General features: G+C 70.3%; 8 protein-coding genes. 5 read left to right on the top strand and 3 right to left on the bottom strand.

Annotated features, from left to right (window positions below; translation table 11 throughout):
- The first annotated feature begins 61 nt into the window (after positions 1–61).
- Positions 62–9,694 carry a LamG-like jellyroll fold domain-containing protein gene (locus tag ACWD04_RS02750; protein ID WP_451127329.1) on the top strand — a complete coding sequence of 3,211 codons (9,633 nt, stop codon included), beginning with the start codon at positions 62–64 and terminating at the stop codon, positions 9,692–9,694.
- Between the two features lie 8 nt (positions 9,695–9,702).
- Entirely contained in the window at positions 9,703–10,080 is a 378-nt protein-coding gene (locus ACWD04_RS02745; RefSeq protein WP_451127327.1) for a hypothetical protein, read from the top strand.
- Between the two features lie 449 nt (positions 10,081–10,529).
- On the opposite strand, the gene ACWD04_RS02740 is transcribed toward ACWD04_RS02745, so the two are convergent.
- The 3 genes from ACWD04_RS02740 to ACWD04_RS02730 all read right to left on the bottom strand — a co-directional run bounded on the left by ACWD04_RS02740 (position 10,530) and on the right by ACWD04_RS02730 (position 14,150).
- Entirely contained in the window at positions 10,530–11,681 is a 1,152-nt protein-coding gene (locus ACWD04_RS02740) for an acyltransferase family protein (RefSeq protein ID WP_451127325.1), read from the bottom strand.
- Positions 11,682–11,745: 64 nt separating this feature from the next.
- A complete protein-coding gene (locus tag ACWD04_RS02735) occupies positions 11,746–13,149 on the bottom strand; it encodes a polysialyltransferase family glycosyltransferase (RefSeq protein WP_451127323.1) in 1,404 nt (467 codons plus the stop codon).
- Positions 13,149–14,150 (bottom strand): glycosyltransferase family 2 protein, encoded by a 1,002-nt coding sequence (locus ACWD04_RS02730; protein WP_451127321.1) that lies wholly within the window; start codon positions 14,148–14,150, stop codon positions 13,149–13,151. Before ACWD04_RS02730 ends, ACWD04_RS02735 begins: the two co-directional genes overlap by 1 nt.
- A 209-nt stretch (positions 14,151–14,359) precedes the next feature.
- Here ACWD04_RS02730 and ACWD04_RS02725 point away from each other — a divergent pair, with 209 nt between their 5' ends.
- Genes ACWD04_RS02725 through ACWD04_RS02715 form a run of 3 tightly spaced genes read left to right on the top strand, consistent with a single transcriptional unit; the run spans position 14,360 to position 17,968 of the window.
- Positions 14,360–15,745, top strand: coding sequence for a DUF6716 putative glycosyltransferase (locus ACWD04_RS02725; protein ID WP_451127319.1), 1,386 nt, complete (start codon positions 14,360–14,362; stop codon positions 15,743–15,745).
- A 20-nt stretch (positions 15,746–15,765) separates the two neighbouring features.
- The gene (locus tag ACWD04_RS02720) at positions 15,766–17,004 is read left to right on the top strand and encodes a cytidylyltransferase domain-containing protein (protein ID WP_451127317.1); all 1,239 of its coding nucleotides are present in this window, start codon (positions 15,766–15,768) and stop codon (positions 17,002–17,004) included.
- Positions 17,005–17,032: 28 nt separating this feature from the next.
- Positions 17,033–17,968, top strand: a complete 936-nt coding sequence (locus ACWD04_RS02715) for an N-acetylneuraminate synthase family protein (RefSeq protein WP_451127315.1) — start codon at positions 17,033–17,035, stop codon at positions 17,966–17,968.
- The last annotated feature ends 9 nt before the right edge of the window (positions 17,969–17,977 follow it).

Here is a 17,977-nt window from a genome sequence, read left to right as displayed (position 1 = left end):
AGCATCAACAGGTCCGTGGCGTCCGGCACTTGGGGGATCCGTGCTGTCGTACCAAAAAATCGTGCGCGGGTTCCTGATGCCCCGTCTGCTGCGTGGGTGGTGGGGCAGGAGCGTCGCCCTGGCCCTGCTCGTGACGTTCGCGGTGGGCGCCGTGGCCGTGGCGGGAGCGGGTTTCCCGCTCTTTCCCGAGCCGCTCCCCGCGGCCGAGGGGCCGGACCAGCGCTGGGGCAGCGCGGAAGGGCGCGGTCACACGGCCGACGGAGGGGCCAACACCGGCGCGCCGCGCACGCTGCGCGCCAAGTACCCGGTCGCCCCGCCGCCGGCGGCACGGCCCTCAGCCCGCCCCAACGCCGTGAAGGTCACCACGGCGCCCGCGCCGAGCGTGGAAGGCTTCGACCCGGACACCAGCGAGGAGATCGTCGCCGAACGCGACGCGCACAGCCGCACGTTCGCCAACGAGGACGGCACCCTCACCAGCGAGGTGTCCAGCGCGCCCGTCAACTTCCGTCGCCAGGACGGATCGTGGCAGCCCATCCGGACCGACCTCGCCGAACAGGAAGGCGGCTGGTCCAACACCGCCGACGCCGTCGGCCTCGACCTCGCGGACCGCGCGGATGCCGGGCGACTCGCCACTCTCACCTTCGCCTCAGGGGAACGTTTCGGTTACGCACTCGACGGCGCCGCAGCCGCCCCGGGGAAGGCGAAGGGCAGCCGGGTCACCTACCAGCAGGTGCTGCCGGACACCGACCTGTGGCTCGACTCCCAGGCGGGCGGAGTCAAGGAAACGATTCTCCTGCGGTCGGCCGAGGCCCCCACGCAGTTCGACTTCCCCCTCACCCTCCAGGGCCTGACGGCCCGTAACGAGGCCGGCTCGGTCGTCCTGGCGGACGCGGACGGCCGTACGAAGGCTGTCATCCCGGCCGGCTTCATGGAGGACGCCGCGGGCGCGACCTCCCGGGCCGTGCGGTACGAGCTGCGGGAGGAAGGCGGCCGGCAGACGCTCCGGGTGAGCGCGGACGCCGCCTGGCTCGCCGAACCCGACCGTGCCTACCCGGTCCGGCTCGACCCCTCCGTCGAGGCCACCTCCGCCTCGACCTCCATGTACGTACGGGACGGCGGGCCGTCCGTCGTCGGGGCGAGCGAGCTCCAGGTCGGAAGGAGTACGACCGGTGCCACATACTCCTTCCTGGGCTTTCCCGGACTCGACGAGGAGCTGAGCCACCACCGCATCTTCGGCGCCCAGCTCCAGGTCGTGAACTACGACTCGGGATCCTGCAAACCGCGCGCCGTCTCCGTCCACCCGGTCACCGGCTCTTGGGCGCAGGGCACCGGAACGGCCTACCCGGGGCCTTCGGTGGCCCGCGCGCTCACCTCCAAGTCGTTCGCCTACGGGCACGTCGGCTTCGGAGCGTCCAGCTCGGCCTGCCCCACCGCCGGTGCACTCTTCGACCTCGGCAAGGGCGGCCGCGACCTGGTCCAGCGCTGGGTCGACGGGACGCAGCCGAACTACGGCCTCTCCCTGCGCGCCTCTCCCTCCGACACCCTGGCGTTCAAGAGGTTCACCGGCCACGGCACCGCCAACCCGCCGAAGCTGTTCGTCACGCACTCCCCGTACAGCGCCTCCTACTCCTTCCCCAGCCCCGTCCCCGACCCGCCGGTGCTCCAGAACCAGGCCGGCAAGGTCAAGGTCAAGGTCACCAACAAGGGCGCGGAGACCTGGACCCCGAGCACCTACTACCTCGCGTACCGGGCCTACGACGCCAAGGGCCACCTGGTCACCCAGCAGCGCACCGCCAACCTGAGCGGCAACGTGCCGCGCGGGTCCTCGGCCACGGTGGAAGCGACGGTCAAGGCCCTGCCACCGGGCGCGTACCTGCTGGACTTCACCATGGTCCGTACCGGCGGCAAGGTCTTCACGGACGAACAGGTGCCGCCCGGGAGGCTGACCCTCCAGGTCTTCGACATCGCCCCCGTCGTCAAGGAACAGTTCCCGCCCAACGGATACCAGGCGCAGACCCTGACCCCCCAGCTGTGGGCGAGCGGTGTCGACATCGACGCGCCGGCCGGGTCGTCCCTCCAGTACAAGTACGAGATCTGTGAGGCGGACAAGGACGGCAAGCCCGTCGCGTGCACCACCTCCGCCTACCAGACGGCCTCGGCCTACCCCGTACCGGCCGGCCGGCTGAAATGGGGCACGACCTATCTGTGGCGGGGGTTCGTCAAGGACGCCTCCAACGAAGTGCCCACCGCCCAGGTCGCCCTGGTCGCGGCGGTCCCGCAGCCGGAGATCACCTCGCGGCTGTCCCAGGCGCAGGGCCAGGAGTTCGATCCGAACGTCGGGAACTTCACCTCCTCCGCCGTCGACGCCTCGATCAGCGCCGTCGGCCCCGACCTCACACTCGTGCGTACGTACAACAGCCTCGATCCCCGGCGCGACCTCGCGTTCGGCGCGGGCTGGACGACCCGGTACGACATGCGGATCACCCCTGACAGCGACGGCAGCGGCAACGTCGTGCTCCGCTACCCCGACGGCCAGGACGTCAGGTTCGGCAGGAACCCCGACGGCACCTTCGCCTCGCCGCCCGGCCGGTACGCCAAGCTGACGTACGACGCCACCGCCAACACCTACGCCTTCCAGGACAAGTCGGGGACCACCTACGACTTCTCGACCGGCGGTCTGCTCATCAGGATCACGGACGCGTCCTCGAACGTCGTCAACTACACCTGGTCGTCGGGCAAGCTGCAGAGCGCCCGCCACGCCCGCAGCGGCCGGACCATGACCTTCACCTGGACCGGTTCCCACGTCACCCGGGTCTCCACCACCCCCGTCGGCGGGGCGGCCCAGGCCTGGACGTACGGCTACACCGGCGATGTGCTCGACAGTGTCTGCGATCCGCTCGGCGGATGCACCCGGTACGCCTACGGGAAGGGCAGCCACTACGCCACCGGGGTGCTCGACGCCCGTCCCGAGTCGTACTGGCGGCTCGGCGAGGACGAGGGCAGCGCCGCCGCGAGCGCCAAGGAGACGAACCTCGGCAAGGACCGGGGCACCTACAAGGACGTGACGCTCGCCCAGGGCGGCGCCCTGAGCGGGGACGTGTCCACGGCGGCGAAGTTCAACGGCACCACCTCCCGCGTGGACCTGCCGGCCGGCACCCTCAAACGGAGCCGGGACGCCGCGGTCGAAGTGTGGTTCAAGACCGTCGCGTCCGGGACCGGCGGCCCGCTGATCGGCTACCAGGACAAAGCCCTGGGAGCTGCCCCGGGAGTCGGCGTCCCCGCCCTGTACGTCGGCAACGACGGGAAGCTGCGCGGCCAGTTCTGGACGGGTTCGGTCTCCCCGATCACGGACATCACCAAGAACGTCAACGACGGCCAATGGCACCACGCCGTGCTCTCCCTGTACGGCTCCACCCAGTCCCTGTACCTCGACGGGAAGCTGTCCGGCACCCTCACCGGCAAGCAGCCGGTACCGGGCGAGCTCACCCACAACCAGATCGGCGCGGCCCACGCCTCGGCCCCGGCCTCCTGGCCCGGCTGGGGCACCACCGGAGCACGCTCCTTCAACGGCACCATCGACGAGGTGGCCGTCTACCACCATCCGCTGGGCGCGGAGGCGGCCGCCGGCCACTACCGCGAGGCCACCCGCACCGCGGACGTGCTGACCGGGACCACGCTGCCCTCCGGCCGTCAGGCCTCGGAGGTGTCGTACGACGTCTCCCGGGACCGCGTCGAGGAGTACACCGACCGCAACGGCGGGACCTGGAAGATCGGCCGGCCCGCCGTCTTCGGCAACGACGAGGACCTCCGCCGCACGGTCGAGGTCCACGACCCGGCGGACTCCCCCTACTTCTACGAGTACGACGGTCTGACCGGCCAGATGCTGCGCTACGGCACGCCTCTGGGACTGGGCGCCCCGGAGCCCGGGGAGTCCCCCGATCCGGAGGGGCCGCCGGAGCAGATCTGCACCGAGCCGGACCCCGGCGACCCGGCGTTCTGCACCAACCCGCCCGGCGACGGCGGCAGCGAACCGGACTTCATCCGGCACCCGGTCGAAGGTGTCGCGATCCAGACCTACGAGTACGACGACAAGGGCAACCAGACCGGCGTCATCAGCGAGACCGGTGACAAGGTCACCCTCGGCTACGACGACCGCTCCAACGTGATCAGCCGGACCACGTGCCGGGCCAAGGGCGACTGCCAGACCGCCTACACCACGTACCCCACCCCCTCCGGCGACCTGGACCTGCGGGCCGACCAGCCGTCCGAGACACGGGACGGCCGCTCCACCGGCCCCACGGACAACCGGTTCCGCACGCAGTACCGGTACGACACCCGCGGGCTGCTCACCCAGCAGATCTCTCCGGACAACGGCACCGTCAGGAACACCTACACGACGGGGGCCGAGCCCGCGGTCGGCGGCGGCAACACGCCCACCGGCCTGCCGCTGACGTCGACCGACCCGCGGAGCAAGGTCACCCGCTACCGGTACTTCAGCAGCGGTGACCTGGCGCAGATCACCGAGCCGTCCGGCCTGGTGACCTCGTTCACGTACGACGCGATCGGCCGCAAGCTGACCGAGACCACCGTCTCCGACGCCCGGCCCGCCGGCGAGACCGTGACCATCACCTACGACGCGCTGAACCGCACCGTCTCCACCACGGAACCGGCCACCACCAACGTGGTCACCCTCCAGAAGCACCAGCAGCGCACGACCACCGCCTACGACGCCGACGGCAACGTCGTCGGCACCGACGTCACCGATGTGCTCGGCGGTGACGAGCCGCGCTCCATGACGTTCGAGAACGACGAGCACGGGCGTCCCGTGACGGTGACCGACGCGGAGGGCAGCGAGACGGCCTACACCTACGACGCGCTCGGCAACCGCGCGTCGATGGTGGACGCCAACGGCAATCACTTCGACTACGTCTACACCGCACGCAGCTCGATGGCCGAGACCCGGCTGCGCGACTGGGAGGACGACGGCGGGGACGACGACTACACGGTCCTGCAGTCGTACGCGTACGACATGTCCGGCCGCGTCGCGCGGCACACCGACGCGATGGGCCGCACCATCGCCTACGAGTACTACGGCGACGACCTGGTCAGGTCGGTCACGCTCGAGGACTTCCACGACCCCGACGGCAGTACGCGGGACATCGTCGTGTCGGCGAACACCTACGACGGCGCGGGCAACCTGCTCGTGGAGAAGGGCAACAACGGCAAGCTCGTCACCGCGTACACCTACGACGCGGTCGGCCGCACCACGTCGGAGGTCACCGACCCCGACGGCCTGGCCCGCCGCACCACGTACACGTACGACCTCGCCGGAAACGTGCAGACCGTCGCCAACGGGGGCGCCCCTTCCAATGTGCCGTGGCCGGTCAACGCCACGCCGGAGACCGTTCGCTACACCTACGACGACGCCGGTAACGCCGAGCAGGAGACCGTCCAGGGCGCCACGGAGAGCCGGACCACCGCCTACGACTACGACCAGCGCGGCCTGGTGCAGTCCGTGACCGACCCGGGCGGCAACCGGACGGACTACGCCTACGACGAGGTCGGCCGGCCGCTGTCCACCACCGCGCCGGCCGTGCGGACGGAGACCGCCGGGTCCGAGGCGACCACGTCCCGCCCCACCACCTACACCGGGTACGACACCTTCGGCGCGGTGACCGAGTCCGTCGACGCGCTCGGCAACATCAACCGCACCACGTACGACCGGCTGGGCCGGACGCTCTCCGCCACCGCTCCGTCCTACCTGGCGCCCGGTGCCGCACAGGCCGTCACCCCCCGGGTCAGCTATGCCTACGACGCCCTGGGCAACACGGTGGAGTCCACCGACCCGCGCGGCGGCGTCACCAGCTACACCTACGACCGGCAGAACAGGCTCACCTCGAAGAAGGTGCCCGTCGGCCAGGGCGACGAGAGCGGCGAGTGGTCGTACACGTACACCCGCACCGGTCAGATCCTGTCGGTCACCGACCCGACCGGCGCGCGGGCGGAGACGACCTACGACGACCTGGACCGGCCGGTCACGAGCACGACGATCGAACGCAGGCCGCAACCAGGCGCGTTCACGACCCGCAACACCTACGACGACGCCGGCAACGTCGTCCGGCAGACCATGCCCGGCGGTGGTGACAGCACCTTCGTGTACGACGGGCTCGGGCAGCTGACCCGGGCTACCGACCCGAGCAACGTGGTCAGCCAGCTCGGCTACGACATGAGCGGACGCGAGGTCCGCACGACCGACGGCCAGGGCCGCACCTCGGCCAAGATGTACGACACCCTCGGCCGGCTCGTCGAGGACTCCGACCTCGACGCCACCAACAGCCCGATCCGCGAGGTCGTCTACGGATACGACGCCGGCGGCAACCTGACCTCGGCCAAGGACCCGTTGGGCGGTATCACCAGTTACGAGTACGACGCCCTGGGCCGGCTCACGAGCCAGCGCGAACCGGTGACCGACGAGAAGTCGATCACCACGTCCTTCGGCTACGACGCGCTCGGCAACCGCACCCGCTACACCGACGGGCGCGGCAACACGACGCTGTACACGCTCAACACCCTCGGCCGGACCGAGTCGGTCATCGAACCGGCCACGGAGCGGGACCCCGGCCTCGCGGACCGTACCTGGACCACCTCCTACGACGTGGAGGGCAGGCCGGAGAAGGTCGTGGCCCCGGGCGGAGTGGTCCGGGAGCGCACCTACGACCGGGCCGGGCTGCTCACGGGGGAGACCGGCAGCGGTGCCGAGTCCGAGACCGCGGCCAAGACGTTCCGGTACGACGCGGCCGGCCGTCTCACCCGGGCGTCCGCGCCCGGGGGCGACAACACGTACACGTACGACGACCGCGGTGCGCTGCTCGAGGCGGCGGGCCCCTCGGGTGACGCCACCTACGCGTACAACAGCGACGGCCTCCTCATCTCCCGCACGGACGCAGCCGGTACGGCGAGCTTCGGCTGGACCAGCCAGCAGCTGAGCTCCGCGACCGACCCGCTCACGGGCGCCACCCAGAACTACCGGTACGACAGCTCCGGGGCGGTCGAACGGATCGACTACGGTGCGGGCCAGTCACGGGAGTTCACCTACGACGAGCTGGGTCGCCTGGACACCGACACGGTGTCCACGTCCACCGGCTCCACCCTTGCCTCGACCGATTACGGCTACGACACCGACGACCACCTGACGAGCAAGAAGACCGCCGGCACGGCCGAAGCGGGTGAGAACACCTACGGGTACGACGACGCCGGCCGGCTGACCTCCTGGACCACCGAGGGAACCACCACCGAGTACGGCTGGGACGACAGCGGGAACCGGACGAGGAACGGTGAGAAGGCCGCCACCTTCGACGAGCGCAACCGGCTGCTGTCCGACGGGGACTACACCTACGACCACACGGCCCGCGGCACCCTGGCCTCCCGGACCAGTTCGGGCATGACCGAAGAGTTCGCCTTCGACGCCTTCGACCGGATGACCACGGCCGGTGAGTCGGGAACCGAGTACACCTACGACTCGCTGGACCGCGTCGCGTCCCGCAACGGAGCCCACTTCAGTTACGCCGGTCTCACGCCGGACCCGGTCAAGGACAACAACTCCACGTACGGGAGGGGAGCCTCGGAGGAGATCCTCTCCGTCCTGGAGGGCACCGGTGACGCGCAGCTGACCGTCACCGACAAGCACGGCGACGTCGTGGGAGACATGTCGGCGACCGACGGCACGGCCACCGGCTTCACGGCGTCCACGGCCTACGACCCCTTCGGCGAGACGACCGGTGACACCGCCGGCAACGCGGGCTACCAGGGCGACTGGACCGACCCCGACACCGACCAGGTGAACATGGGAGCCCGCTGGTACGACCCGGGGACCGGGGCGTTCGACTCCCGCGACTCCTACACCTACGCCTCCGGCAGCTCGATCCTGGCCAACCGGTACACCTACGGGGCCGGGTCGCCCATGGACTACACCGATCCAGACGGGCACTGGCCCAGCTGCGGGTTCTGTTCCAGCGTCGTCAAGAAGATCAAGAACAACAAGTACGTGAAGAAGGCGTACAAGACCGCCAAGAGGGTCAAGGACGCGGTCGTCTACGCGGTCCGGAACCCCCGGGCGGCCCTCAGCAAGGCCCTCGACTTCGCGGGGAGGGCGGTCAACTACCTCTACAAGAAGTCCGGCCTCAAGGCGATCGTCGACTACGGGAAGAAGATCTACCGGTCCGCCGAGAAACAGGCCCGCGAATGGGCGAGAGAGAAGATCACGCAGGCCAGGAAGGCGTACCACGCGGCGAAAGCCGCGGTCAGTAAGAAAGCCAGACAGTTCGCTGCCCAGGTGGCGAAACACAACCCGATACCGGCCATCACCGCCGCCATGAAACCGCTGATCACGATCGGCGTCGCGATCGTCACGGCCGATCCCAACCTGCCGGCGATGCTGGTCAGCGCCGCCGCCGACGTGATCCAGGACGTCGCGAAGGCGACCGAAGCGCTCCGTGACGCGGTGGCCCAGCAGGTCGGAGCGGTCGTCGAGACGGTCCGGGACGCCGCCGACTGGGGCGCGGTGTGGGAGGGCGTCAAGGACGTCGGCAACTTCGTCGGCGAGGTCACCGGCTTCAACGACATCAAGAACTGCGTCACCCAGGGCGACATGGAGGCATGCGCCTGGGCCGCGGCGACGGTCGGCGGACTGGTACTCGGAGGCGCGGGCGCGGGCCTGGTCCGGGCGGCGAAGGCCGGGCGGATGATGTCGAAGGCCGCGAAGTACTCGGACGACATCGCGAAGGCCGCCGACAGGGTCGAGACCACGGTCGACCGCGTCGAGACTGCCGTCTCGTGCACGTCCCTGGCCGCAGACGCCGTAGGCAACAGCTTCGTCGCCGGCACCGAGGTGGTGATGGCCGACGGCTCCCGTAGACCGATCGAGGAGGTCGAGGCGGGGGACGAGGTCCAGGCCACCGATCCGACGACCGGGAAGACGTCCGACGAGGAGGTCACGGCCACGATCCGGGGCGAGGGCCTCAAGCACCTGGTCCAGCTCACGGTCGACACGGACGGCGACAAGGGCGACGCCACCGAAGTCCTCACCGCCACGGCCGGCCACCCCTTCTGGGTGCCCTCCCTCGGTGAGTGGTCCACCGCCGGCGAACTGGAACCGGGCCAGTGGCTCCGGACGGGCGGCGGTACCTGGGTCCAGGTCACGAAGGTCGCCGACTCCACGCGCACGGAGCGGGTCTACAACCTCTCGGTGGACAGCGTCCATACGTACTATGTGGCGGCGGGCGCTGCGCCGGTCCTGGTCCACAACTGTGGGATCGAGGGTGAGTATTTCTATCGCGGCGTTGGGGCCGGACATCGGAAGCATGCCGATGCGCTTGCCGGCCGAGCGGTTCCGATCGGCGGTCCTTCCAGTCCGGCGGCGCATGTCGGGGGTAACCAGACAGACAGCCCGTTCACTTCCTGGAGCCACGCCGAGTGGAGAGCCCAAGAAGAGGTAGACGAGTGGGGGCAGGGTTCAGTAGTGATGCGGATCCGTCGCTCCGATCTGGAGGTGCCCGTGGGGCCCCGCAGGGATATGCAGATTCACGACACAGACCTCGAGGGCTTTTTTGAGGAGGAGCATCTGATCGCCGGCCCTGTCGACGCGACGGAGATCAGGATAGGCGATGGGCCATGGTTCAATCCGCGATCGCGATAGGAGGGTAAGTGGAGCGAGATGAGCTGAGGCAAGCGTTTGCTGTCGAATCCACTGTCAACTCGCAGGCTAAAGGAGCCCTTGCCGCCGGCGCGGCGTTCGAAATCTGGCCAGCGAGAATGCCTGCCGCGAGACTGCATCACACCTACGCCCGGCGGTTGCGCAGATTGCAGAAACTCGAGCGCCCATCATTGGGTTTCGAGGAGGCGGTGGCCAGCCTCGCGGAGATCGGTGATCAGGAACTTCTGGTCGGGTCCATCGATGACCGAAAGAGGGGAGGGTATCGATTTCTGGTGTTCCTCGGTACTGATCCTGTGCAGGTAATCGCATGCATTGGCCTGATAGTTCCCTCGCGAGATGTGTCCGATCCTGATGTGACGAAGGAATAGAGACGTGCATCAGGGAGCCCGGCATCGCCGAAGGGGCAGGCAGGCGAAGTCGACGGTGAGCTCAGGATTACCGCTCCGCACTGAATGAAACACTGTCGACCGTCGCACCTCACAGTGCGCAGCGGCCCCACCGGATTCGGTCTCCGGTGGATCCGCCGGGGTGTTTGACGGCAGTAGTTGACGGCAACGTCAGCGGACGCCCGTTGCGCCAGGCGGTGGGCCGGCACCGGCGTCTTTACCGGTGGTGGCTTCGGTGAACTGCGGTTCCGGGCAGCTGCGTTGCCTTGGACGTCAGATGCCCCGCCTGAGACGTCCGGGCGGGGCACCTGGGCTTTCGACGGCAACGTCAGCGGAAGTGACAAGGATGCTGGCGGCCTGTCATGGGACGCGGCACGGAGGGAGCCACCTTGGGACCGGCGAGGGCCGGAACCCCCACCGGCACCGCCCTCTCAGCCCACCCGCTCCCGCAGCGGAACCTTCGCCGCCTGGGCCGCCATCGCCCGCTTCAGCCGGGGGCCGAGCGGCTTCTCCACCAGGCGGTGCAGCAGGTAGGCCAGGACGAGCATGGACGCCACCGCGGCGACCACCGTCACCTGCGGAGGCAGGTGCAGCGCGCGGTTCATGATGCGGATCGCGAACCAGCCCAGATGCTCGTGCAGCAGGTAGAACGGGTAGGTGAGCGCGCCGGCGACCGTCAGCCAGCGCCAGTTCGCCCAGCCGAGCCAACCGAGCGCCACCGCGGCCACCGCGACGAACGACAGCGTCACGATCGCCTGGATGACGTAGGGGGAGCGTGCGAAGTCGCCCTCCATACCCGGGTGCCACAGCGCCGTGACCGAGTACCGCTGACCGAGGAGCCAGCTGGTGATCACGATGCCCCACAGCAGCAGGTCGCTGCCGTAGCGGTGGATCAGGTAGAGGGCCAGGCCGCCGATGAAGTACGGGGCGTGGTCCCGCATCACCAGGGCGTCGGTGAGCGGTGTCTGCGCGATCCGGGCGAAGACGGCCGCGAACGTCCAGCCGATGCAGAAGATGACCACCCGGCGGTACGTCACGCCCCGCCAGACCACGAACACGGCGAACAGCAGGTAGAACCGCATCTCCACCCAGAGGGTCCAGCACACCCCGAGTACCCGGTCCACTCCCATCGGCTGCTGGAGCATCGTGAGGTTGACCAGGAGTTCGTTCAGCGGCAGTGGCCGGACCACCACCGGCAGCAGCACCGCGGCAGCGGTGATGATGACGATCGCCGCCCAGTAGGCCGGGTACAGGCGGGCGACCCGGGAGCGGAAGAAGTCCCCCGGGCTCCGGCCCCAGCTGCTCATGCAGATCACGAAGCCGCTGATGATGAAGAACAGCTGCACCCCGAGGCTGCCGTACGTCGCGAACGACGACAGCGTGGGGAACTTCAGGCCCGGCGACTGTCCCCAGGCCTCGGCCACCGGACCGTTCTTGCCCGCGTAGTGGTACAGGCAGACCATCAGGGCGGCCAGGATGCGCAGCCCGTCCAGGGCACGCAGGCGGCCCCCGCCCCTGGGTGCGGGGCGGGGTTCCGGGAGGTGAACCGCCGCCTGGGCAGGCAGCGGTGGCGCGCTCGTCACTTCGGTGGTCCTTCCACGTCTTCCACGGTCTTCCCCCCGGGAAGACGGACGGTCATGCGTGACTTCAGCTGCCGTTGACCCGGCCCCCGCCCGGCATGCGGCGGCTCGCCGCCCGCTGCCAGGTCCTGGCCTGCCGCGCGAACCTGCGCACGGTGGGGTTCCGGGGGAGGAAGTCGAACTGGGAGGGCAGTGCTCCGGGCAGGGCGAGCGACGTCAGACGGCGGCGCCGGAAGTAGCGGTTCCGGCCGGCGGCGGGCTGCTGGGCCAAGAAGGCCTCGGCGGCGGGACGCAGGTCCGGGTAGATCTTCGGCTGCATCGCGAAGCCGACGGAGGTGACCAGCCCGGTGAGCTCCCGCTGGACGCCGCTCTCGTCCGGCAGGGACCACGCGGTGACCGCCTCCGGGTCCTCCAGGTCGGGCAGCAGGGCGTCGACGATCGTCAGCGGCACGCGGTTGCTGTTCTGGTAGGGGGTCAGCCCGTCGAGCAGCGTGTCCGTCCCGATGCGGGCGACGGGGACGCCGTAGAAGGCGGCGGCGGTGAGCAGAGCGGTGGAGAACGCCCCGACGACGAGCGCCGGGTTCAGCCGCTGGTAGACCACCTCCGCGATGACCGGGGCGTCCAGAACGGTCAGTTCGGCTCCCAGCCGCTCCGCCTCCTCCTCCAGGGCGCGGGACCAGCCAGCCGGGGCGGAGGGGTGTGGCTTGAATACGATGTGGCGGTGTCCGAGCCCGACGGCGCCGCGCACCATCCGCACATGGAGGTCCTCCTCCTCGGCGGGTGTGAGGACGTCGATCGCCGACAGGTACTGCCCGAGCAGCAGCGCCGGGGCGTCCGCGACCTGCCCGGCGGTGAACGCGGGTGCCGCGTCGGACAGTTCCGAGAGCACCTTGAGGAACTCGGCCGTCGGGACGACCTCGGGCGCGACGTCGAACTCGGACAGCAGCAGTGGCCGGAGGCCGGGCACCAGATCCAGGTGGAGGAGCCGCTGCACACGGGTGCCGATCAGCGGGTCGATCTTGCTCCGGGTCGGGCCGTAGCTCATCAGGCCGTCGGCGTAGACGTGGACGGGGCTCTCGCTGAAGATCTTCGCGACGGCGTTGGACGGGTTCGCCTGGATGGACTCGCAGGCGATCTCCACCGGCCCGTCACCGAGGTCCCAGGCCAGACGCAGATACCGCTCCCAGAGCAGGGTGTCCTGGTCGCGCGGGAACCAGCCCGCCGGGTGGAAGGGGCTGATGAAGTCGTTCCAGGAGATCACGGAGTCGAACTCGGGCCGCAGGCACTCGAATCCGTCCATCCGGTCGAGCGGAGTGCCCACTTCCGGGGCGTACGAGGTGTCGCTGACGACCAGCAGCCGACGGTGTTCGTCGCGAGGGCCGAACAAGCCCGCCCGGATCGCGGCGGTGACCGTGGCGGCTGCGTACTGCGAGCAGGCGAAGAAGAGCTGGGTGGAACGGCGGCCGGACATCAGGTGGAAGCTCCCTTGGTGACGGAAGGGGCAGTCCCCGCGGGGACCGGGCGGCGACGGAGCCGGCGGAGCCGCGCCGCCCGCTGGTCACCGAGCGAGTCCAGGGTGTCGCCGAGGAGGTCCTGCGGAAGTCGCTGGAGCGCCGCCGCGCTCATGGAGCGCAGCTTGCGGGCGACGGCCGGTTCGAACCTCTCGATGGAGTTCAGGTGGTGCGCCATGACGGCCGTGTAGGTGCGGACGGCCTTCGGCAGCAGCCTGTCCGCCTCGGGATCCCGCGCGGTCTCCTCGATGACCTGGTCGAACGCGCGGATGAAGTCGAGCTGCCGCACGTCGCCGATCTGGGTGAGGGAGGAGGCGACACCGCGCCGGTAGAACACGCCGAGCAGGCCGACCGCGGCGAAGCTCTCCGCCTCGCGGTGCAGCCGCCAGATCCACGGGCGGTCCTCGGCCGTCCGCAGCCCGTGCGTGAAGTGCAGCAGTCCGCGGTCGACGAGACGGCGGTGGTAGATGCCGGCCCAGGCGTACGGATAGTCCACCGACGTGGTGCGGTCGGGCGGAAGGATGGCGTCCCGCGGGCTGAAGGGAACGCCCCGCAGCCCGTGCGGCACCCGGTGCACGGTCCGCGCCCTGCCGGTGACCTGCACGTGGTCGGCCCGGACGAAGTCGCACCCCAGGCCCTCCGCGGCGGCGAGCAGCCGCTCGTAGTAACCGGGAGCGAGCCAGTCGTCGCCGTCCAGGAAGGTGAGGTACTCCCCTGTCGCGGCATCCAGACCGGTGTTGCGCGCGGTGGCGAGCCCGCCGTTCTGTTCGTGTCTGATCACGACCGCCCCGGGGATGTCGTCCCGCGCGCGGCGCAGGATGTCGGTCGTCCCGTCCGTGGAACAGTCGTCGACGAGGATGAACTCGAAGTCCTTACGCGCGTTCGCGCGCAGGCTTCTGAGAGTGTCGGGCGCGTATGTCTGCACGTTGTAGAACGGCACGATGACGGAGAGCTTAACCACGAGCTTCACGCTAGGCGCCGGCCTGTCATGCGGCTTGTCCCCGGAAAGGACAAGGGATGAACGGGCCGTGTCGGCTCCGTTAACCTGCCCGCCTCACCTGGGTGAAAAAGGCCTGTGCGGAGCCCGATCCCCAAGCGTCGGCGGGCTGTTAACCATCTGTTGCCCCCGCGTTGGGCCGCTCCTCGTAATGCCTTCCTAGCTTCTTGGACGTGCCCCCCCGTACCGATGACACGGCCGCTCCGGCCGACACCCCAGCAGCCGGCCGTGCGCCCCTCCGCATAGCCGTGCTCGCCGACTCCGACACCCGCTGGAAATGGGGTGCGCTCACCGCGCGCCGCCTCTCCGTGGCCCCGGAGGCCGGCGCGACGGAGCGCCCCGTCGAGATCAGCGGTCTGCTGCTGCGCGGCCGGGCCACCCCGACGCCCCGACAGCTCGCCGAAGTCGGTGAGGTCGGGATCGACACCGACCGGGTGCGCGAGGTGACCGCCGTCGAGTTCCTGCACACGGTGCGCAACGAGGGGTTCGACGTCGTGGTCCTCGCCCTTGTGGGCGGCGCGGTCCAGGCGATGCTGCACGGTCTGGCCGCACTGGACCTGCCCCGCAGGCCCGTCGTCGTCACGGGCTATGTCGGCGTCGTCTACGAGAAGCTCGCCGACGGGCTCCTGCTGCGGCACGGCGCGGACGTCGTCCTCGCCAACTCCCGCCACGACGGGGAGCGTTTCCGCGCGGTGTACGACGGGGTCGGCGCCGACGCGTCGTCCGTCACGGAGGCCGCCCTGCCGTTCCTCGGCGGGGAGCCGCACCGGGGGCAGGAGGGCCGCGACACCGTCGTGTTCGCCGCCCAGCCCTCCGTACCGGCATCCCGCGCCGACCGTACGTACCTGCTGCGCCGGCTCGTCGAGCACGCCCGGCTGCATCCCGGCCGTGAGGTGCTGCTGAAGCTGCGCTCCAAGCCGGGTGAGCACACCACGCACATCGAGGAGCTGCCCTACCAGAGGCTCGCCGAGCGGATCCCCGGCGGTCTGCCGCCCAACTTCAGCCTCGTGTACGGGCACATGGGTGAGGTCCTGGACCGCACCGACCTGCTGGTCACCGTGTCCTCGACCGCCGCGCTGGAGTCCCTGCACCGGCGGATCCCGACCGCGATCCTTTCCGACCTCGGTGTCCGTGAGGCGCTCGGCAACCACCACTTCATCGGCTCGGGACTGATCACGTCCTGGGACCACCTCGACGGCGGCCGCCGCCCGGAGCCCGACGAGGAATGGCTCGCCGGTCAGGGCGTCGCCGCCGACGGCACCTACGGGACGGCCTACGACACCGCCCGCGCCCGGGTCGCAGCCCTGCTCGACGCCGGGCCGCTTCCCCGCCTCGCCCCCTACTACACCCCCGCCACCGCGCCCGGATACCTCCCCGGAATCCTTGCCCGCTACCACCTGGGCCCCGACGGCCACCCGCTGCCGGGCGCCGTCACGCCCAAGGAGACGGGCCGGGTCCGGGGCGCGGTCCGCGAGACCGTACGCAACGCGGCACGCGGCGCCTACCGCCACGGCGTCCAGCGGGTCGCCCCCGTGATCCGGCGGATGGGCGAGCTGTGACCACCGACTCAGGAGCAACCATGACCCCGCCCCCCACCGTCCTCGCAGTGATCCCCGCCCGCGGCGGATCCAAGGGCGTGCCCGCGAAGAACCTCGCCCGTGTCGGCGGCGTACCGCTCGTCGCCCGCGCCGTCCGCGCCTGCCTCAGCTCGCCCGAGGTCACGGACGTCGTCGTCACCACCGACGACCCGGCCATAGCCGCCGCGGCCGAGGCCGCGGGGGAGGCGCTGGGGGAAGGGGCCCGGCTGCACTGCGTGCAGCGCCCCGCCGCCATCGCCGGTGACACGGCGACCAGCGAGGACGCGGTCCTGCACGCCCTGCACACCTACGAGACGACCTCGCACGGCCGCAAGGCCGACGTGGTGCTGCTGGTCCAGTGCACGAGCCCCTTCCTCACCCGCGAGGACATCGACGGCGTCGCCGCCGCGGTCACCCGCGAAGGTGCCGACACCGCGGTCACCGTGGCCCCCTTCCACGGCTTCGTGTGGCGCGACGGCAGCGCGGTCGAGGACGACACCTACGGCGTCAACCACGACAAGGCCGTACGCCCCCGTCGTCAGGACCGCCCCCAGGACTACCTGGAGACCGGTGCCGCGTACGCCATGGAGGTGGAGGGCTTCCGCACCCACCGCCACCGCTTCTTCGGCCACACCGCGCTCGTCCCCACCGACCCCGCCCGGGTCCTGGAGATCGACGACCCGCACGACCTGGCCCGCGCCCGGGCCCTCGCGCCGCTCCTGGACCCCTCCCCGCTGCCCACCCTGGCGGACATCGACGCCGTCGTCCTCGACTTCGACGGTACGCAGACCGACGACCGTGTCCTCATCGACTCCGACGGCCGCGAGACCGTCGCCGTGCACCGCGGCGACGGCCTCGGCATCGCGGCCCTGCGCCGGGCCGGCGTACCGATCCTGATCCTCTCCACGGAACAGAACCCGGTCGTCGCCGCCCGCGCCCGCAAGCTCCAGGTCCCCGTCCTGCACGGCATCGACCGCAAGGACCTGGCACTCAAGCAGTGGTGCGAGGAGCAGTCCATCGCTCCCGACCGCGTGCTCTACGTCGGCAACGACGTCAACGACCTGGCCTGCTTCGGCCTGGCGGGCTGGCCCGTCGCCGTAGCGAGCGCCCACGACTCGGTGCGCGCCGCCGCGCGCGCCGTGACCACAAACCCGGGCGGATCCGGCGCCATCCGCGAGATCGCGGCCTGGCTTCTCGGCCCCACCCTCTCCACCGAAACCCTCAACGCCCCCACCGAGTAACGTCCCCACCACGTAAGGAAGCACCACCATGAGCAGCACCTCCCGCCTGCGCACGTTCGGCACCCGTACCGCCGGCCCCGGCAACCCCGTCTACATCACCGGTGAGATCGGCATCAACCACAACGGTGACCTCGACAACGCCCTCGCGCTGATCGACGCGGCCGCCGATGCCGGCTGCGACGCGGTCAAGTTCCAGAAGCGCACCCCGGAGATCTGCACCCCCCGCGACCAGTGGGACATCGAGCGCGACACCCCCTGGGGCCGGATGACGTACATCGACTACCGCCACCGCGTCGAGTTCGGCGAGGCCGAGTACACCGCCATCTCCGAGCACTGCGCCAAGCGCGGCATCGACTGGTTCGCCTCCCCGTGGGACACCGAGGCCGTCGCCTTCCTCGAGAAGTTCGACGTCCCCGCGCACAAGGTCGCCTCCGCCTCGCTCACGGACGACGAGCTGCTCCGCTCGCTGCGCGCCACCGGCCGCACCGTCATCCTCTCCACCGGCATGTCGACGCCGAAGCAGATCCGGCACGCGGTCGAGGTCCTCGGCAGCGACAACATCCTGCTCTGCCACGCCACCTCGACGTACCCGGCGAAGGCCGAGGAGCTCAACCTGCGGGTCATCAACACCCTGCAGCAGGAGTACCCGAACGTCCCGATCGGTTACAGCGGCCACGAGACCGGCCTGCAGACGACCCTGGCCGCCGTCGCGCTGGGTGCCGCGTTCGTCGAGCGCCACATCACCCTGGACCGCGCCATGTGGGGCTCCGACCAGGCCGCCTCCGTCGAGCCGCAGGGCCTCACGCGCCTCGTCCGCGACATCCGCACCATCGAGGAGTCGCTCGGTGACGGCGTCAAGAAGGTGTACGAGTCGGAGCTCGGCCCGATGAAGAAGCTCCGCCGGGTCGCGGGCGTCGTCGCCGAGGGCGAGAACGCGCCGGCCGCCGAGCCGGTCGCGGTCTGACGGGCCGAC

It is taken from the genome of Streptomyces sp. NPDC002911, assembly GCF_053591835.1.
The sequence above is the reverse complement of the archived record's forward strand: the minus strand, read 5'-3'. Positions and strand labels throughout refer to the sequence as shown.